Genomic DNA, 19,084 nt, shown 5'->3' on the forward strand with positions numbered 1-19,084 from the left:
GGCGACCCTACGGGCGATCGGCCGCCGCATCCGCAGGGGCGGCCGCCGCGGACAGCTCCTCGTCCTCGCGCGGGTCGTGGTCGCGGCCGAGGGCGAGGCCGACGACCGAGAGCAGGCACGCCAGCGCGACGTAGCCCGCGGCGGCGGCCCAGCCGAGGTCCGCCTGCAGCGAGGTGAGCAGCAGCGGGGCCACGGCGCCGCCGAGGACGCCGGCGACGGTGTAGCCCAGCGAGGAGCCGGAGGAACGCAGGCGCGGCGAGAACTGCTCGGTGATGAACGCCGCCTGCGGCCCGTACGCCGCCGCGTGCAGGACGAGACCGACGACGACGCCGAGCACCAGCAGACCGAACGACCCCGACGCGACCGCGGGGAAGAGCACGAACACCCAGATTCCGGCGCCGACGACGGCGACCGCCGAGACCAGGCGCCGGTTGATCCGGTCGGACAGGGCGCCGAACGCCGGCACGAGGCCGAGCTGGAGCGCCGAGCCCATGAGCACCGCGGAGAGCACCTGCGCACGCTCGAAGCCGGCGGTGCGGGTCGCGTAGGTGAGCACGTAGACGGTCAGCAGCGAGTACGAGACGTCGGGCCCGAGGCGCGAGAGGATCGCCGCGACCAGCCCGCGCGGCTGGGTCCTGATGACCTCGCGGATCGGGGTCGACGACGTCCCGCCCGACGCCTGCAGGGCGCGGAACACCGGGGTGTCCTCGAGCGTGAGGCGGATCCACAGGCCGAACGCGACGAGCAGCGCCGAGAGCAGGAACGCGACCCGCCAGCCCCAGTCGAGCAGCTGGTCGCCGGTGAGCGTCGCGGCGAGGACGGCGAACACGCCGTTGGCCAGCAGGTTGCCCGCGGGCGGGCCGATCTGGGCGGCCGACGACCAGAAGCCGCGCCTGCGGGGATCGCCGAACTCCCCGGAGAGCAGGACCGCGCTCCCCCACTCACCGCCGACCCCGACGCCCTGCGCGAAGCGGAGCAGCACGAGCACGATCGGCGCGGTGACACCGATCGTCTCGTAGGTCGGCAGCAGACCGATGAGGACGGTCGCGAACCCGATCAGCAGCAGCGTGGTGACCAGGACCCGCTTGCGCCCGAGCGTGTCGCCGAGGCGCCCGAAGACGAAGCCGCCGACCGGTCGCGAGATGTAGCCGACGGCGAAGGTCGTGAAGGCCAGCAGCGTCCCGGTCAGCGGGTCCGAGCCGGGGAAGAACAGCTGCGGGAAGACGAGCGCCGAGGCGGTGCCGTAGACGGCGAAGTCGTAGTACTCGAGCGACGTCCCCGACAGCGACGCGACGAACGCCTTTCCCCTGCTGGCCATGTGAGTGAAGTTCCCGGCTATGGCCGGGAATATCACTCACGGGGCGGAAGACCGAGCACGGACCGGGCCTTGGCGCCGACCGTCTCCTTCACGCCGTTGGCGATGATCGAGAGGGCGTCGCCGTCGGCCAGCTGGGAGTGTGCGGTGTTGAGGGCCTGCTGGATCGTCACGTGCGGCGGCACCAGCGGGATGTTCTTGTCGACCTTCGCGTCGACGACGAACGGCCGGTCCGACGCGAGCGCACGGTCCCACACGGGGCCGATGTGCTCGCGGGCCCGCAGCTCCATCCCGTCGAGCCCGAGCAGCATCGCCCACTGCGCGTACGGCACGTCCGGGATGGCCTGCGACTGGGGATCGGGCGCCTCGCCGAGCATCCCGCGGGTCTCCCAGGACACGTAGGACAGGTCGTCGTTGGACAGCACGAGGACGACGAACCGCGGGTCGCTCCAGGTCTCCCAGTAGCGCTGCACGGTGATCAGCTCGTTGACCCCGTTCATCTGCATCGCGCCGTCGCCGATCAGGGCCACCACGGGTCGGTCGGGGTGGGCGTGCTTGGCGGCGATCGCGTACGGCATGCCGCCGCCCATCGACAGCAGCGTGCCCGACAGCGACCCGTACTGGCGCCCGTGCAGCGTGATGTCCCGGGCGTACCAGGACGTCGCGGTGCCGCAGTCGACGGCGAGCAGCGCGTCGTCGGGCAGGCGGTCGGAGAGCTCACGGACGACGAGCTCCGGGTTCAGCGCGCTGGTGTGGGCGTGGGCGCGCTGGACGGAGTAGGCGTCCCAGGCGGCGGTCCAGCGCTCGACCTGGGCGCGCCAGCTGTAGTCAGTGGGCTCACGCAGGCGCCCGAGCAGGGCCTTGAGCGTCGCCGCGGCATCGCCGGTGAGGTTGACCTCGGTGTCGTAACGGATGCCGCACCGGGAGCCGTCGACGTCGATCTGCACCGCGCGCGCCTGGCCCGGCGCCGGGTAGTACTCGGTGTAGGGCATCGTCGAGCCGACGATCAGCAGCGTGTCGCACTCGCGCATCAGGTGGTAGGACGCCGTGGTCCCCAGCAGCCCGATCGCGCCGGTGTTCCAGGGCGAGCGCTCGTCGACGACGCCCTTGCCGAGCAGCGCCGTGGCCATCCCGGCGCCCAGCGCGTTGGCGACCTCGGTCAGCTCGGTGGAGGCACCGAGGGCGCCGGCGCCGGCGAGGATCGCGACCTTCTCCCCCGCGTTCAGCACCTCCGCCGCGGCGTCGAGCGCGGCCTCGGGCGGCGTCGTGATCGCGGAGCTGGGGACCGCCGAGGTGTGGTAGTAGCCGTGGGCGTCGGGCGGCTCGACGACCGCGTCCTGCTCGAGCACATCCGAGGGCAGGATGATCGCCGCGACGGTGCGGTCGGCGAGCGCGGTGCGGCACGCGCGGTCGACGACGTGCCGGACCTGGCTCGGGTCCTTCACCTCGGCGAGGTAGCCGGCGACGTCGGAGAACAGGGCCCCGAGGTCCAGCTCCTGGTAGTACCCGCCGCCCTGGGCGGTCTGCGCCGTGTGCCCGAGCAGGGCGACGACGGGCTGGTGGTCGAGCTTCGCGTCGTAGAGGCCGTTGAGCGCGTGGACCGCGCCGGGCCCGCTCGTGACCGCGCAGCAGCCGATCGCCGAGCCCCCGTACTTCACGTCGGCGCAGGCGGCGAACGCGGCGGTCTCCTCGTGCCGGACCTGGATGAACTCCGCGTCGTCACGCTCGGGCAGCGCGGTGAAGAAACCGCCGATGCCGTCGCCGGGATAGCCGTAGAAGCGGTGGACGCCCCACTGCGCCAGACGGTCGAGCACGTGCTCTGCGACGTTCTTGGGTGCACTCACGCCCCGAGGCTCCCCGGTGGAGCACGGCGACATGTGGGGGCGGCGCAGGCATCGACGTGTGACACGAGTCATGCGTAGCGTCGCGGTGTCGACCCCCCACGACACCCCGATCGCAGAGGAGACGCACCGGTGAGCAGGTTGCGCTTCGGCACGTTCCTGGCCCCCTTCCACCCCGCGGGCATCAATCCCACGCTCGCGCTGCAGCGCGACCTGGAGCTGGTCGAGCACCTCGACCGGCTCGGGATCGACGAGGCGTGGATCGGCGAGCACCACTCGGCCGGCACCGAGATCATCGCCTCGCCGGAGATCTTCATCGCGGCGGCGGCGGAGCGCACCAAGAACATCAAGCTCGGCACCGGGGTGACGTCGGTCAGCTACCACAACCCGCTCTGGGTGGCCGACCGGATGGTGCTGCTCGACCACCTCACGCGCGGCCGCACGATGCTCGGCGTCGGGCCGGGCTCGCTGCCCTCGGACTCCGCGATGATCGGCCTGAACCCGACCGACACGCGTGAGCTGCTCGACGTCAACCTCGACATCATCATGCGACTGCTCGCCGGCGAGAGCGTCACCGAGCAGACGAAGACCCACAACCTCGTCGACGCCCAGCTGCAGCTGCGGCCCTACACCGAGCCGCGCTTCGACATGGCCGTCGCGGCCGTGGCCTCGCCGACCGGACCGCGGCTCGCCGGCCGGCACGGCACCGGGCTGCTCTCGATCGGCGCGACGCTGACCCAGGACGGGTTCGACGCCCTGGCCCACCACTGGAGCGTGGTCGAGGAGCGCGCGGCGCACTTCGGGCAGCCGACCCCCGACCGCTCGGGCTGGCGTCTCGTCGGCCTCATGCACATCGCCGAGACCCGCGAGCAGGCCTACCGCGACGTCGAGTTCGGCATCGAGGAGTGGTTCCGCTACTTCCAGAAGACGGCGGCCTTCCCGCAGATGGCCGTCGAGGGCGGCGACGTCAAGGAGATGATCGACTTCGTCAACGAGGCCGGCATCGGGGCGATCGGGACGCCCGAGGACGGCCGCGCGCAGGTCCAGCGGCTCGCCGACCAGTCGGGCGGGTTCGGCTGCATGCTGCTCATGGGCCACGAGTGGGCCAACCCGCAGGCGACGAAGCGGTCCTGGGAGCTCGTCGCCGAGCAGGTGGTCCCCCACTTCCAGGGGTCCGGCCGCACCCACGCCGAGTCGACCCTGGCCGCGAAGTCCCGGGCCGCCGCGGCGCGCGAGGGCCACTCGGCCTCCCAGATGGCCGCCGTCGAGCACATGACCAACAAGTACGCCGACGAGGTGGCGTCGAAGGGCTGACGACCCGTGAGCGAAGTTCCCGGCTATCGCCGGGAACTTCGCTCACATGTCGAGGGGCGGCAGCGGGCGCAGCGGGCCGTCGAGCGGCTCGGGCGGGGTGCCGTCCGGGCCGAACGGCGTGCCGCCGAGCTGCTCGCGGTGGTGCGGCTCGAGCCACACCGAGGGCTCCGGGCCCAGCGGCACGATCTGCGTCGGGTTGATCGACGTGTGCACCTGGTAGTAGTGCCGCTTGAAGTGGTCGAAGTCGACCGTGTCCCCGAAACCGGGGGTCTGGTACAGGTCGCGGGCGTACGGCCAGAGGTTCTCGAACTCGGAGAGCTTCTGCCGGTTGCACTTGAAGTGGCCGTGATACACCGGGTCGAAGCGCGCCAGCGTGGTGAACAGCCGGATGTCGGCCTCTGTGATGTGGCCGCCGACGAGGTAGCGCCGGTCGGCCAGGCGCTCGTCGAGCTCGTCGAGCCGGGCGAACAGCGCCGTGTACGCCTCCTCGTAGCGCGCCTGCTTCGTCGCGAAGCCCGCCTTGTAGACGCCGTTGTTGACGTCGTGGAAGACGCCCTCGTTGACCTCGTCGATCTCCTCGCGCAGCTCCTCCGGGTACAACGTCGGCGCGCCGGGGCGCTGGTACTTCGCCCACTCGATCCCGAGGTCGATCGTGATCTGCGGGTAGTCGTTGGTGACGAGCAGCCCGCTGGACTCCTCCACGATCGCCGGGACGGACACCCCGTTCTCGGTGCCGTTCTCCGGGTCGCGCGCGAGGTAGGCCTCCGAGAGGTACCGGTAGCCGAGCACCGGGTCGCGGCCGTCCTCGTCGAGGGAGAAGCGCCACGACCGGTCGTCCTGCAGCGGGTCCACGATCGCCAGCGAGATCGCGTCCTCGAGCCCCATCAGGCGCCGCACGATGACCGAGCGGTGCGCCCAGGGGCAGGCCAGGGACGCGACCAGGCGGTAACGACCGGGCTCGGCCTGCCACTCCTGCTCCGAGGACGGCGAGGCGACGATCCGGTCGGTGAACCGCGGTCCGCGCCGCTTGAAGGATCCGCTGGACTCGGCGTACGGGCTGTTGCCCACGGTGGTGCTCATCAGGGGCGGTATGCCCCGCGCGCGGCCCCCGGCAACCCGCGGCCAGGGGCACGTTCCGCAGGCCCCGACGCCGGGCGATCATGCGCAAGGTGCCCCTCGTGAGACGGCACGGGACGATCGGGGCTGCCATCTCGAGGTTCCGTGCTCGATCGTCCGAGGTCCGGCGACCCTGACCGACGGCGTCGCCCCCGCTCGACGTCGTGGTGATCGACCCGCAACGGGGTCCGCCACCCGAGGAGTACGCCATGCCGCGCACCGTCAGCGCCAACATCACCCTCTCCCTCGACGGCTACGCCGCCGGCCCGGACGGGGACATGTCCTGGTTGATCGAGACCGCCCTGCACGAGCAGTGCGCGTCCGGCTTCGCCGGCTTCTACGGCCGCGTCGACACCGTCCTGCTGGGCCGCACCAACTACGAGGGCTTCCACGGGTACTGGCCCGCGGTGGCCGACGACCCCGCCGCCGACCCGCGCAGCCGCGACATCTCCCGCTGGTTCGACGACGTCGAGAAGGTGGTCGTCTCCCGCACGCTCACCGGGGCGACCTGGTCGAACGCCCGGGTCGCGCGCGATCTCGAGGGCGAGGTCCGCGCGCTGCGCGAGGCGCCCGGTCGCGACATCGCGGTGCTCTCGAGCGTCAGCGTGATCCGGGCCCTGCTCGCGGCGGACCTGCTCGACGAGCTGCGCATCATCCGGGTGCCGGCGATCCTCGGGGACGGCCTGCCGATGTTCGACGGCCCGCTCCCGGCGTCGACCTGGTCGACCGAGTCCGTGGCGACCGTCCCGACCGGCGCCGTCGTCACCCACCACCACCGGCGGTGACCCGGAGGCGCAGTGCCCCGGAGGCGCAGTGCCCAGGGGCGGGACCTGTCGATTCCCGTGACCGCTCCGCGACGTCATGATGAGGGCCCCGCCGCGGGGCCCCGGGAGTCGAGGAGACGACATGGGCCAGTACCTGATCCTGCTGTACGAGGACGAGGCCTCCTGGGCGGCGGTCGGTGAGAACGAGGCCGGCGCGATCCTGGCCGCCCACCGCCGCTTCGGCGCGGCGCACGGGGACGTGCTGCGCGGCGGCGGGTGGCTCCACCCGACGGCGACCGCCACGACGGTGCGCAGCCCGGGCGGAGGTGGCAGCCAGGATCGCGACGGGTTCGCCGCGGGCGAGGACGCCCTGGTCACCGACGGGCCCTTCGTCGAGACCAAGGAGGCGCTCGGCGGCTACTACCTCGTCGAGGTGCCCGACCTCGACACCGCGCTGGCGCTGGCCCGGGAGGTGCCGGCGCCGTTCGGCGGCGTCGAGGTGCGACCGCTGCGGGACATGTGAGACCGCGATGAGCGCCGACCCCGCCGGGGCCGTCGCCGACGCGCACCGTCGCGAGTGGGCCTCCGTGCTCGCCGCGACGGTGCGCGTCGCGCGCGACCTCGACCTCGCCGAGGAGTGCGTGCAGGAGGCCTACGCCCAGGCGCTGGTCGCGTGGGGCGACGGTGTCCCGGCGCGACCGGGCGCGTGGCTGACCACCGCGGCCCGGCGCCGCGCGCTCGACCTCCACCGCCGGGCGGCCGTGGCCGAGCGGGCGCTGCCGCTGCTGGTGGTCGACGAGGTCGCCCCGGAACCCCTCGGAGCACCGCCCGACGACCTGCTCGCGCTGCTGTTCACGTGCTGCCATCCCGCGCTGACCCCGGAGGCACGGGTCGCGTTGACCCTGCGCCTCCTCGGCGGGCTCTCGACGCCCGAGATCGCGCGCGGGTTCCTCGTCACCGAGCCGACGATGGCCGCGCGGCTCACCCGGGCGAAGAAGAAGATCGCGGCGGCGGGGGTGCCGTTCCGCGTGCCGGGCGCGGACGAGATGCCGCGCCGTCTCGGCGGGGTGCTCAGCGTGGTGCACCTCGTGCTCACCACCGGCCACACGGCACCGACCGGGGCGACGCTCGTCCGCGACGACCTGCTCGACCGGGCCCACGACCTGGCGCGCCTGCTGCGCTCGCGGTTCCCCGACGACCCCGACGTCGCCGGGCTGCTCGCGCTCGTCCTGCTCACCGACGCACGTCGCGGAACCCGCACGGGCCCCGACGGCGAGCTCGTCCTGCTCGCCGACCAGGACCGGTCCCGATGGGACGCCGCGATGATCGCCGAGGGCCGGTCCCTGGTCCTGGAGGCGTTGCCGGCCCGGCCCGTGAGCCGCTACGCCGTGCTCGCCGCGATCGCCGCCGTGCACGCCGATGCGCGGGAGGCCGACGACACCGACTGGGTCGAGATCGTCGGGCTCTACGACGTGCTCGCCGCGCGCTGGCCGACGCCCGTCGTGGCCCTCAACCGGGCGGTCGCCCTGGGGTTCGCCGACGGCCCCGACGCCGGCCTCGCCGCGCTGGACGCCCTGGCCGACGAGCCCCGGCTCGCCGGGTACGGCTACCTCGCCGCCGCCCGCGGGGAGCTGCTGCGCCGGGCCGGGCGGCCCGACGAGGCGCGGGTCGCGCTCGGGGAGGCGGCCATGCTCACGGCGAACGACGTGGAGCGCGACCTGCTCGCCCGGCGGCTCGACGCCCTGACCTGACCCGGCCCGAGGCATCCGCTGCCGGACCCACGGTCCGGGTGCGACCATCGGGAGGTGACCAAGGCCGTCCAGGACCTCATGGTCGCGGTCGAGCGGGCCCGCGACGCCTTCGCCGCCGCCGTCTTCGGCGACGGCGACCTCGAGGCCGCGATGGCACGGGTCGCGACGGACGTGGCGTTCTCGACGCTGCCGGCGGGCACCGGGGCGCGCGGCGCGGACGCCCTGCGTCGCCACCTCGCCGAGGACGTCCTCCCCCACCGCCCCGCCGACCTCACCACCACCCGGGTCTCCCGCACCGGCGACCGGTTCCGTGTGGTCGACGAGGCCCGCGTCGCCTTCACCCACGACCGCGAGCTGCCGTGGCTGCTGCCCGGCGTCGCCCCCACCGGCCGGCACGTCGAGGTCCTCGCGATCTCGGTGGTCGCCGTGCGCAAGGAGCGGATCACCGAGTACCGGACGCTCTGGGACCACCACGGTCTGCTCACCGGCCTCGGCCTCCTCCCGGAGGTCGCCGGCGCGAGGTGACCCTCGGGGGTGTCGGCGCCGCCGATCGGGGGCACAATCTGTCGGCGTCCCCACCGTCGCGGACCCACCAGGAGGGAACGCCGACCAGGAGGACGACCGATGAGCGACACCGGACAGCGCTCCGCGCGAGCCGACCGCGTCTCCACCGAGGGCACCGTCGCCTCCGAATCCGAGCACTCCGCGCTGCGCGCGGACATCCGTCTGCTCTCGACGCTGCTCGGGCGCACGGTCGCGGCCCAGCACGGCGACGACATGCTGGAGCTGGTCGAGAAGGTCCGCCGGCTCGTACGCGAGGTCCCGAGCCACGATCCTCACGGGGGCGCGGGCGACACCGAGATCCGCGACCTGCTCGGCGAGCTCGACCCGGGCACCGCCGCGGTGCTCGGGCGGGCGTTCGCGACGTACTTCCACCTCGCCAACCTCGCCGAGCAGCTGCACCGCGCCGAGGAGCGGGCCGCGGTGCACGCGGAGGGCCGCGGCCCCCTGCACGAGGTCGTGGACCGGCTCGTCGCCGACGCCGACCCGAACGAGCTCGACACCGCGCTGTCGCGCCTCGAGGTCAAGCCGACGTTCACCGCGCACCCGACGGAGGCCCAGCGCCAGTCGGTGCTGGGCAAGCTCCGGGCGATCGCGGACGTCCTGGCCCGCGGCCTGCCCGAGGAGCAGGCCGAGGTCAGGCTGCACCGTCTCGTCGACCTGATCTGGCAGACCGACGAGATCCGCCCCGAACGTCCGACGGTGCTCGACGAGGCCCGCTCGGTGTCCTACTACCTCGACCAGCTCGGACGCCGCTCCGTGCCCGAGGTGCTCAGCGAGCTCGACGAGCAGCTCGCCCGCGTGGGCCTGCACCTGCCGGAGGGCTCGCGGCCCCTCGTCCTGGGCTGCTGGGTCGGCGGCGACCGCGACGGCAACCCCAACGTCACCGCCGAGCTGACGCTCGAGGCGATGCGGATCTACGGCGAGCGCGGCGTGCGCATCCAGTCCGAGCTGATCGAGGACCTCGTCCAGGAGCTGTCGGTGTCGACGCGGCTGGTGGGGGTCAGCGAGGACCTGCGCCGCAGCCTCGCCCGCGACCGCCGCGCGCTGCCGGAGGTCCACGACCGGTTCGTGCGGCTCAACGCCGAGGAGCCCTACCGCCTCAAGTGCTCCTACGTCCACGCACGGCTGGAGAACACCCGCCGCCGCTACGTCGAGGGCACCCCGCACCAGCCGGGGCGCGACTACCTCGGGGCCGACGAGTACCTGCGCGACCTCGTCGTCATGGACCGCTCGCTGCGCGCCCACCAGGGCGAGCGGATCGCCGACGGCGGCCTGCGCGACGTCATGCGCTCGGCGAACGCCGTCGGGCTGCACCTGGCCAGCGTCGACGTCCGCGAGCACACGAACTTCCACCACACGGCGCTGCAGTCGCTGTTCGACCGGCTCGGCGAGCTGGACACCCCGTACGGCGAGCTCGACCACGCCGGGCGCACCGAGGTGCTCTCGAAGGAGCTGGCGGGGCGCCGGGCGTTGACCCCGCGGCGCAACTGGGAGGGCATCGGGGACGACAGCTTCAAGGAGACGCTCGAGGTCTTCGACTGCATCCGCACGGTGCAGGAGACCTACGGCGAGGAAGCCATGCACACCTACGTCATCTCGATGGCGCAGAACGTCGACGACATCCTCGCCGTCGCGGTGCTCGCGCGGGAGGCGGGCCTCGTCGAGATCACCGGCGGGGAGGGCGACTCCGTCGAGGCGGCCGCGTCGATCGACATCGTCCCGCTGTTCGAGACCGCGACCGAGCTGAAGATCTCCGGGGATCTGCTCGACGGGATGCTCTCCGACCCGTCGTACCGGGCGCTCGTGGCGGCCCGCGGCGACGTCCAGGAGATGATGCTGGGCTACTCCGACTCCAACAAGGGCGCCGGTCTGACCACGTCGCAGTGGTCGATCCACACGGCCCAGCGCCAGCTGCGCGACGTCGCCGCCAAGCACGGCGTGCGCCTGCGCCTGTTCCACGGCCGCGGGGGTTCGGTCGGGCGCGGCGGCGGCCCGGCCGGCGAGGCGATCGCGGCCCAGCCCCACGGCGTGGTCGACGCGGTGATGAAGGTGACCGAGCAGGGCGAGGTCATCTCCGACAAGTACTCGCTGCCCGCGCTCGCGAAGGACAACCTCGAGATCATGCTCTCGGCGGTGCTGGACGCGACGCTGCTGCACCAGACCTCGCGGGTCGAGGCAGCGACGCTCAAGCGCTGGGACGAGGCTATGGACGTCATCTCCGACGCCGCCCAGGACGCCTACACGAAGCTCATCGAGCACGAGGGCCTGCCGGACTTCTTCACCCAGGCCACGCCGGTCGACGAACTCTCGATGCTCAACGTCGGCTCACGGCCGGGCAAGCGCCCCGGCGCCGGCGGCCAGACGTCCCTGGCGGACCTGCGCGCGATCCCGTGGGTGTTCGGCTGGACCCAGACCCGCATGATCGTGCCCGGCTGGTTCGGGCTGGGCAGCGGGCTCAAGGCCGCGCACGACGCCGGCTACTCCGAGGTCATCGACGAGATGCGGGACTGGGCGTTCTTCGCCAACCTCATCTCCAACGTCGAGATGACGCTGGCGAAGACCGACATGCGCATCGCCGGGTTCTACGTCTCCGAGCTCGTCGACCCCGAGCTGCAGGAGGTCTTCGAGATCATCAAGGCGGAGCACCGGACGACCGAGCGCGAGGTCCTCAAGCTCACCCCCGGTGACGAGCTGCTGGGCGGCAACCCACTGCTGCGCCGCACGCTGGACATCCGCGAGGGCTACCTCGAGCCGCTGCACCACCTGCAGGTGCACACGCTCGCGGAGCGCCGCAAGGTCGACGAGCCCGACCCGGACCTGCAGCGGGCCCTGCTGCTGACGGTCAACGGGATCTCGGCGGGGATGCGGAACACGGGCTAGTCCTGCTCAGTCCCGCGCCCTCGCCGGGGCGGTGTCGGCGAGCACGGCCTCGCACACCCCGGCGAGGACGAGCGCGGCCTGGCGCACCGCGCGGGACGACGCGGGGTGCCCGGCGCGGGCCTTCCACGTGGCGATCTGCTCCTGCGCGGCGCGGCGCAGGTCCTCGGGTCCCGCGTCGTCGGCCAGCCCGAGACGGGCGGCGGCGGACGTCCCGGCGCCGCCCGTGAGCCGTTCCGCGGCGGCCTGCTCGCCCGCCGGGAGCACCACCGTCCCGCGGCGCAGGGCGTCGGCGAGCTCGCCCTCCGCGAGCTCGCGCGCGCCCGCCAGCCGGGCGCGCTCGACGGCGTAGAGCACCTGCCACGACCAGTCCCGGCCCCCGGTGCCCCGGCGCGCGAGGGCCTCGAGGCCGTCGAGGGCGCGGCGGGCGCGCAGGGGCGCGGGCAGGCGCGGGGTGCCGGGCTCCGGCGCGGCGTGCAGCTCGGCCACGATCTCCCGCATCCGCGGGGCGGCCGGCGGCGGCACCTCGAGCCCGTCGAGCAGGTCGCGGACGGTGTCGAGGAAGGCGCTGCTCTCCGGCGCCGCGTCCGGGGTGTCAGGAGCGAGGGCGTCCCTCGCTGCGTCGGACGCAGCCGAGGCGTCCCTCGCTCCCACCTCGGGGGCGTGCGCGGGCAGGGTGATCGGGCCGGTGGCGGAGTCGGGGTCCGGGTCGGGGTCTGTCGAGGTGGGGGTGTCCGCCACCGGGATCGAGCCGGCGACCGTGGTTCCCCGCCCCGGGGCGGAGTCGAGCGCGACGGTGCCGCCGACCGCGGTGATGCGGGTGGCGACGTTGCGCATGCCCCGCCGGTGGCCAGCGGCGGACGGGTCGATCGCGAACCCCGGGCCGTCGTCGCGCACGGAGAAGCGCAGGACGCCGTCGACCTCGGCGAAGGTGATCGTGATCGGGGCCCCCGGCGCGTGCTTGCGGGCGTTGTTCACCGCCTCGAGGCAGCAGAAGTAGACGGCCGCCTCGACGTCGGTGTCGTAGCGGCGCCCGGGCGGGATGCCGGTGGCGTCGACGGTGACGGTGCTGTCGGTGCCCGCCGTCTCGAGACGCAGGGTCTCGACGACCCCGCGCTCGGCGAGGGTCGCCGACGAGACGCCGGTGGCGGTCTCGGCGAGTACCGCCTCGGCGGTGTCGACCTGCTCGAGGATGTGGCCGAGCCGGTCCCGGGCGGCGTCGAGCTGCCCCGCGCCGACCTGGTGCTCGGCGAGCCCGAGCGCGAGACGCAGCGAGACCAGGTGATGCTGGGCGCCGTCGTGCAGGTTGCGCTCGAGGGCCCGGCGCTCTCCGTCCATCTCGGCCACCGCGGCCCGCCGGGAGGTCGCGATCTGCTCCCCGTGCGCCACCGCCGCGCGCAGCTGGCGCTCGAGCTCGATCTCGACGCGGTGGGCCTGGAGCACGGCGCCGAGGCTGTCCGCGACGTCCGCGAGCAGCTGCCGGCGCTCGCTGCCGCCCGCGACCGCCTCGCCGTCGACGGCCAGCACGCCGACCTCGTCCTCGCGGTGCCGGATCGGGAGGACGACCGACGCGTCGGCCTCGCCGGCGTCCTCGCGCCGCCACCGGAACACCCGGTCGCGCAGGCCGGGGCGGTGCGCGGTCAGCTGGACCGTCCGCGCGCCGAGGTGCCGGCCGATCGCCTCGGGCAGGTGGTCGAGCTCGGTGCCCGGCGCGGCGGTGCGGGTGAGCTCGGTGATCTCGAGCAGGACGCGGTACGGGGTCGGGCGGCGTCCGTGCAGCAGGCGTTCGACGAGCCGGTCGGCACGCGCCGACACGGCGAGGTAGACCAGCGCGCCCACGACCGCGCTCACCGCCCACGCGACCGGTCCCCCGCGCGCGACCGCGAGGACCAGCGCGACGGCACCGCCGACCGCGACCACCACGATGACGGTGGTCAGCGCGCGGTGCAGCCGGTCGGCGGCCGAGCGCACCCACGGCCGGTAGGCGGCCAGGACGGCGAGCGCGAGTGCCGCCGCCGAGAGCCGGGCGAACCAGAACAGCAGCGCCGTCGGTGCGCCGGCGCCCCCGTCGTGGCGCGCCGTCGGGTCGTCGAGCGTGAGCCCCGGCTGGCCGAGCAGGGCCATGACGACGGTGACCAGGGCGAGCACGGTGGCCGTCGCCAGCACGCCGGTGAGCACGGTGATCAGCAGCCGTGCCTGGTCGCGACGCTCGGGACTCGTGCCGGTGCGCAGGTGGCGCGACACGCCCAGCGCACCCACCAGCGGCACCCCGAACCCGAAGAACACCACGCAGCTCACCGTGTGCGGGAGGAACGCGGTGCCCATACCGGCGACGAACAGCGCGATCCCCGCGAGCGCGACCAGCAGGCGCTGTCCGCCGCGGACGGCCGCCACGCCGGCCGGGAACAGCAGCAGCGCGCCGACGTAGGCCGCGCTCGCGACGCCGTGCAGCAGGACCTGGTGCAGCTCGCCGATCTCGAGCCCGGAGCCGCGCCGGACGACGAGCGTCGCGGCGTGCGCCTGGAGGTTGAACGCGCCCGCCGACCCGATCATGGCGAGGATCAGCAGGCGGATGGTCCAGGTGCGCCCGCCGCGCCGCCAGAGCACGACGGCGACGACGAGGTTCACCGCGCTCGCGAGGTAGTCCAGCACCGCCTGCCCGACCGGCTCGCCGAGCTCGCCCGCCGCGACGACGCCGGCCGCCCAGGCGTTGCCCGCGGCCGCAGCGGCGCCGACCGCGCCGCCCACGGCGGGCACGTGGGCGGCGAGCGCCACCAGCGCCCCGAGGGCGAGCCAGACGAGCGTCAGCGCGGAGCAGGCGACCAGGGCCACCCACCACGCCGGCACGGCCCAGCGGGAGGTCGCTCCGGCGTCGCCGCGGGCGTCGTCGGGGGCCGGGGAGGTCGGCGGCGCGAGGGTCCCGGTCATGCGACACCCCCACCCCGGTCGGGCTCCGTCCCCCCGGCGTCCAGCACGACCGGCCGCAACCGGTCCGGCAGCCAGGCGCGGAGCTCGAGGCGCCCGCCGTGGTCGACGAGGTCCAGCGCGCCGCCGAGCGCGGCGAGGCGGTCGACGTCGTCGGCGAGGGCCGCGCGCAGCTCGTCGGCGTCGTCGGGGTCGTCGTCGGTCACCCGGACCTCGACAACGTCGCCGTGCCGGTCGAGGTGCACCTCCAGCGGCGGGCGCCCGCCCCGCGCCGCGAGCAGCGAGATCGCCGACGCGGCGGCGTAGTACAGCCCGGACTCGATCTCCCACGGGAGCCGCTCGGCCAGCCGCCCGGAGAGGTGCACCGGCCGCGGCAGGTCGGCGATCACCTCCTCCAGTGCCGAGCGCGGGCCCTGCTCGCGCAGGACGGCGGGGTGGACGCCGCGGGCGATGACCCGGAAGCGGTCGATCAGCTCCGTCAGCCGCTCGCGGGCCTCCTCGACGTGGTGGCGCGCCATCTCGGGGGCGTCCTCGTCGTCGGCGTCCTCCAGGGCGTCGGCAGCGTCGGTGATCGACTGCCGGAACGCCGCGAGCCGGTCGGCCGTCGCGCCCCGCAGCTCGGTGACCAGACGTCGGCGCTCGACCTCGCGCGCGACCTCCAGCCGACGGCGCGACGCGGCGGTCTCGGCCGCCAGCTCGTCGACGCGGCGGACCCGGGCGGCGAGCTCGGCGCCCCGCGCGACGCCCTGCAGCACCAGGTGGGCGCCGCCCGCGACGTCGCGCACCAGGCGCCGGTCGCCGGCGGTGACCGGTCGCCCGGCCTTGCCGATGGTCAGCACCGCCCGCAGGCGCTCGCCGTCGAGCACCGGCACCGCGTGGTCGACGCCCGGACGGGCCAGCAGGGCGCCCAGCGAAGCGACCCGTTCGCCCGGTCGCTGGTCCGGAGGGAACGCCGCCTCGGCGACCAGGACGTCGCCGACCACCAGCCACACGATCGCCCGCTCGGCCGCGGTGCCCTCGCCCAGCACGCGGGCGAGGCCCGGCAGGGCGTCGGTCAGCGAGCCCTCGCGAACGCGGGCGGCGGTGTCGGCGAGCACGGTGTAGGGCGTGGGCGCCGGGCGCGGGCCGAGACGCCCGGCGACCCGGTCCGCCCACGGCCGGGCCGCCCGCGCCGCCGGCACGGCGACCGCCGCGGCGACGAACGGGCCCACGACGGTGGCGAGCGCCGGGCCCGCGAGCAGCGCCCCGAGCGCCGCGACGACCACCAGCACGGCCGCGACGACGCCGCCGAGCAGCACCGGCCGCACGAGTCGTCCGGCCGTGCGCATGGTGATCAGGCGTCGCCGCGCTGCGAGCGCAGGTAGGTCAGGACGGCCTGCACCCGGCGGTGGTGCGCCGAGGTGTCGGCGTGCAGGCCGAGCTTGTCGAAGATGTTGGCGACGTGCTTCTCGACGGCCTTGGCGCTGACGAACAGCGTCGACGCGATGCCGTTGTTGGACCGGCCCTCGGCCATCAGCTTGAGCACGTCGCGCTCGCGCTCCGAGAGCGACGCGACGAGGTCCCGCTTCTCGCTGCGGGGGCGTTCGACGAGCCGCTTGGCCAGCTCCGGCTCGATGACGATCTCGCCGTCGGCGATGCGGCTCAGCGTGTCGGAGAGGACGTCGACGCTGCCCACCTTCTCCTTGAGGCGGTAGCCGATGCGATCGGTGCCGATCTCGAGGATGCGCATGAGGTAGTGCGACTCGGCGTAGTGCGACAGGAAGAGCAGGCCCATGTCCGGGTGCGCCGCCCGCAGCCGCTCCGCGGTGACGAGCCCGCCGTCGGGCTCGGGGGGCATGCGGATGTCGAGCACGGCGACGTCGGCGGGGATCGTCGAGAGCTGCGCGACCAGCGGGTCGCCGCCCGCCTCGCAGGCCACGACCTCGTGCCCCGCCGCCTCGAGCAGCAGGACGAGCCCCTGGCGGAACAGGGCGCCGTCCTCGGCCACGGCTACGCGCACGGGAACCTCGCGGTGATCTCGGCCGGTCCGGTGAGCTCCGCGCCGCCGCCCAGGGGCGCGGCCTCGTCGAGCACCGGCCGGCGCTGGTCGGGGTCGACCCCGGTCAGGGTGAGGACCAGGTCGTCGTTCTCCACGCGCACGCGGATGCCGATCTCCCGACGGTCCGGGGTGAGGTCGTCGGCGGCGGCCAGGCACGCGGCGACGGCGAAGTAGGCCGCGCCCTCGGCGGCGGTCCCGCACCGGACGTCGGCGACGTCGACGCGGGCGACCGCCCCGGTGGCTCTGACCAGCTCGCGCAGTGCGGGCCCGAGGCCGGCCTCGTCGAGCAGCGGCGGGTAGAGCGCGCCGGCCACCTCGCGAAGCTCCTGGAGCGCGCTCTCGAGCTCGGACTGGAACACGTCCAGACCCCGGCGCCAGGCGTCGTCGCCGTTCCGGCCCGGTGCGTCGGCGCGCAGCACCCCGAGGCGCAGGGTGAGGGCCGAGAGCCGCTGCGCGGGTCCGTCGTGCAGCCGTCGTTCGAGCGTCTGCCGATCGCGCCACCGCTCCGCGCTCCGGCGAGCGTCGTCACGCCCCGGGGTCATCGGGGAAGCCTCGTCCCGCGACCGGGTGCTGCGCCAGAGGGAGGAGCCCGCACGGACGCGGGGAGGACGCCCCGTCACCCGTCCTCGCCGATCACGGCGCGTGCGCATCACCACCCCCATACTGGTCACCGACCGTCGATCTGTCGCCGATGAACGGGCCGCGACGTTACTATCCGTCAAGATTGCCGGAGGAGGGGACGTGTCGTACAGCCTCGGGATCGATCTCGGCACGACCTTCGTGGCCGCGGCGATCTCCCGGGACGGGCAGCGGGTCGAGATGGTGCCGCTCGGTGACCGCACGGTCACCGAACCCTCCGTCGTCCTGCGCCGCGACGACGGGTCACTGGCCGTCGGCGACGCCGCGGCGCGGCAGGCGGGTAGCCGTCCCGGCGACGTCGCGTGGGGGGTCAAGCGCCGTCTGGGCGACCCGACGCCGGTCGCGCTGGGCGGCGAGGCCCGCCCGGCCGGCGAGCTCCTCGCCGCCATGCTGCGCGACGTCCTCGCGCGGATCACCGCCGAGGAGGGCGAGCCGCCGTCGCGGGTCGTCCTGACCCACCCGGCGAACTGGGGTCCCTACCGGCGCGGGCTGTTCGAGGACGTCGCCGCCGAGGCCGGGCTCGAGGACCCGCCGATGCTCACCGAGCCCGAGGCGGCCGGCGTGCACTTCGGCGTCACGCGCGGTCTGGCCGAGGGCGAGCTGCTGGGTGTCTACGACCTCGGCGGGGGCACGTTCGACGCCGCGGTCCTGCGCGGGCGCGCGGCGGGCGTCGAGATCCTCGGCGTGCCGGAGGGCATGGAGCACCTCGGCGGCGTCGACTTCGACGAGGCCGTCGTCGGCCGCGTCGACCAGGCCTGCGGCGGTGCGGTGAGCGAGCTGGACGCGCACGACTCCCGGGCCCGCGCCGCCGCCGCCCGCGTCCGGCAGGACTGCGTCGTGGCCAAGGAGACGCTGTCGGTCGACGACCGCGCGCACGTCCCGGTCCTGCTGCCCACGCGGCAGGAGGAGGTGACCGTGGCCCGCGACGAGTTCGAGGCGATGATCCGCGCGCCGCTGACCTCGACGGTGGACGCGCTGCGCCGGGCGCTGGAGTCCGCGGGCGTCGGCGCGGACGCGCTCACGGCGGTGCTGCTCGTCGGCGGGTCGTCGCGCATCCCGCTCGTCGCGCGGATGGTCGGCGAGGCGCTGGGCTGCCGCACCGTCGTCGACAGCCACCCCAAGCACGCCGTCGCGCTCGGCGCCGCCGTCGTCGCGGCCCGGGGGTCGGCGGCGGTCGGCGGCCTCGCGGCGGCGCGCCCCGTCGGTGCCGACGGGGCGACCCGGCCCACGAGCCCGCCGCTGTCCCCGGCCGCCCTGCCGGCCTCCGACGCCCCGAACCCCACCGTCGTGCATTCCCCCGACCCCGTGGCCGCGACCCGCGCGCTGCCCCGCGACCTCGCCGCCCGCGCGGCGGCCCAGGCCCCGGCGCAGGCCCCGGCGCCGGCCCCACCGAGGCCGGGACCGGGCCGCGGACCCGGGAGCCCCGCCGGTCCGGGTGCGCCGCCGCCCGGGCGACCCGGCGGACCGGCCCGCCCCCCGGGCGGCGTCGACAGCGGCTACCACGCGCGCCCCGCCCCGGGCGGCCACGCCGGCCCGGACCGCGGTGGCCCGGACCGCGGTGGCCCCGCGCGCCCCGGCCCCCGTCCGCCGATGCCCCCGCCCGGAACCCCGCCCGGAACCCCGGTGCCCGGGCCTCCTCCCGGACAGCGACCGCCGCCCGACCCCCGGGCCGGCCCGCCCCGCCCGCCCGGTCCCGTCGGACCCCGTCCGATGCCGACGGGAGCCCCGACACCCGGACCGCAGCCCCCCGACGCGCCGACGATGGTGACGCGCATGCCGGGAGGCGCCGGACCGCAGGCCGGCCCGAGGCGCACCCGGACCGTCGTGATCGCCGTCGTCGCCCTGCTCGTGCTCGCCGCCCTCGTCGTCGCCGCGGTGATCTACCTCCGCTGAGACCGGCGCAGGGAGCTCCCTGGCCGTGTGTGTCCTCCCGCTCCGCG

The 19,084-nt window shown here is 74.9% G+C and carries 14 protein-coding genes; 7 read left to right on the plus strand and 7 right to left on the minus strand.

Going from position 1 to position 19,084, the window contains the following annotated elements:
- Nucleotides 1-7 precede the first annotated feature (7 nt).
- Together OG774_RS09020 and OG774_RS09025 are read right to left on the minus strand one after the other, a co-directional pair.
- Nucleotides 8-1,318 (minus strand): MFS transporter, encoded by a 1,311-nt coding sequence (locus OG774_RS09020; protein WP_328308687.1) that lies wholly within the window; start codon nt 1,316-1,318, stop codon nt 8-10.
- A gap of 32 nt (nt 1,319-1,350) precedes the next feature.
- Nucleotides 1,351-3,159 carry a thiamine pyrophosphate-requiring protein gene (locus OG774_RS09025; RefSeq protein ID WP_328308688.1) on the minus strand — a complete coding sequence of 603 codons (1,809 nt, stop codon included), beginning with the start codon at nt 3,157-3,159 and terminating at the stop codon, nt 1,351-1,353.
- Nucleotides 3,160-3,288: 129 nt separating this feature from the next.
- Between OG774_RS09025 and OG774_RS09030 the strand changes: the two genes are divergently transcribed.
- Entirely contained in the window at nt 3,289-4,470 is a 1,182-nt protein-coding gene (locus OG774_RS09030) for an LLM class flavin-dependent oxidoreductase (RefSeq protein ID WP_274197041.1), read from the plus strand.
- Nucleotides 4,471-4,512: 42 nt separating this feature from the next.
- Here the strand turns inward: OG774_RS09030 and OG774_RS09035 are convergent, their stop codons facing one another.
- Nucleotides 4,513-5,550: a glutathione S-transferase family protein gene (locus OG774_RS09035; RefSeq protein ID WP_328308689.1), complete on the minus strand. Its 1,038-nt coding sequence runs from the start codon at nt 5,548-5,550 to the stop codon at nt 4,513-4,515.
- A 245-nt stretch (nt 5,551-5,795) separates the two neighbouring features.
- On the opposite strand from OG774_RS09035, the gene OG774_RS09040 reads away from it, so the two are divergent.
- The 5 genes from OG774_RS09040 (at nt 5,796) to ppc (ending at nt 11,545) form a co-directional block, all read left to right on the plus strand.
- Nucleotides 5,796-6,371: a dihydrofolate reductase family protein gene (locus OG774_RS09040; protein ID WP_328308690.1), complete on the plus strand. Its 576-nt coding sequence runs from the start codon at nt 5,796-5,798 to the stop codon at nt 6,369-6,371.
- A 121-nt stretch (nt 6,372-6,492) separates the two neighbouring features.
- Nucleotides 6,493-6,873, plus strand: coding sequence for a YciI family protein (locus tag OG774_RS09045; RefSeq protein WP_328308691.1), 381 nt, complete (start codon nt 6,493-6,495; stop codon nt 6,871-6,873).
- 7 nt (nt 6,874-6,880) lie between these two features.
- Nucleotides 6,881-8,101, plus strand: a complete 1,221-nt coding sequence (locus OG774_RS09050) for an RNA polymerase sigma factor (protein WP_328308693.1) — start codon at nt 6,881-6,883, stop codon at nt 8,099-8,101.
- 54 nt (nt 8,102-8,155) lie between these two features.
- Nucleotides 8,156-8,626, plus strand: coding sequence for an ester cyclase (locus OG774_RS09055; protein ID WP_328308694.1), 471 nt, complete (start codon nt 8,156-8,158; stop codon nt 8,624-8,626).
- A gap of 99 nt (nt 8,627-8,725) precedes the next feature.
- Nucleotides 8,726-11,545 carry a phosphoenolpyruvate carboxylase gene (gene ppc, locus OG774_RS09060; protein ID WP_328308695.1) on the plus strand — a complete coding sequence of 940 codons (2,820 nt, stop codon included), beginning with the start codon at nt 8,726-8,728 and terminating at the stop codon, nt 11,543-11,545.
- Between the two features lie 6 nt (nt 11,546-11,551).
- Here ppc and OG774_RS09065 read toward each other — a convergent pair whose 3' ends face one another.
- The 4 genes from OG774_RS09065 to OG774_RS09080 are packed head-to-tail and all read right to left on the minus strand — an operon-like array spanning nt 11,552 to nt 17,047.
- Nucleotides 11,552-14,470, minus strand: a complete 2,919-nt coding sequence (locus OG774_RS09065) for an ATP-binding protein (RefSeq protein ID WP_328308696.1) — start codon at nt 14,468-14,470, stop codon at nt 11,552-11,554.
- Nucleotides 14,467-15,795 carry a hypothetical protein gene (locus OG774_RS09070; RefSeq protein WP_328308698.1) on the minus strand — a complete coding sequence of 443 codons (1,329 nt, stop codon included), beginning with the start codon at nt 15,793-15,795 and terminating at the stop codon, nt 14,467-14,469. The genes OG774_RS09065 and OG774_RS09070 overlap by 4 nt, the downstream gene beginning before the upstream one ends.
- A gap of 5 nt (nt 15,796-15,800) precedes the next feature.
- On the minus strand, nt 15,801-16,466 hold the full coding sequence (locus tag OG774_RS09075) for a response regulator transcription factor (protein ID WP_328308700.1): 666 nt from the start codon (nt 16,464-16,466) through the stop codon (nt 15,801-15,803).
- Complete coding sequence (locus OG774_RS09080; protein ID WP_328308702.1) at nt 16,457-17,047, minus strand: histidine kinase; 591 nt, start codon at nt 17,045-17,047, stop codon at nt 16,457-16,459. Before OG774_RS09080 ends, OG774_RS09075 begins: the two co-directional genes overlap by 10 nt.
- A gap of 199 nt (nt 17,048-17,246) precedes the next feature.
- Between OG774_RS09080 and OG774_RS09085 the strand changes: the two genes are divergently transcribed.
- Nucleotides 17,247-19,037: an Hsp70 family protein gene (locus OG774_RS09085; protein ID WP_328308704.1), complete on the plus strand. Its 1,791-nt coding sequence runs from the start codon at nt 17,247-17,249 to the stop codon at nt 19,035-19,037.
- Nucleotides 19,038-19,084 lie beyond the last annotated feature (47 nt).

The sequence above is a fragment of the Actinomycetospora sp. NBC_00405 genome, from assembly GCF_036044095.1.
In the GTDB taxonomy this organism is placed as follows: domain Bacteria; phylum Actinomycetota; class Actinomycetes; order Mycobacteriales; family Pseudonocardiaceae; genus Actinomycetospora; species Actinomycetospora callitridis.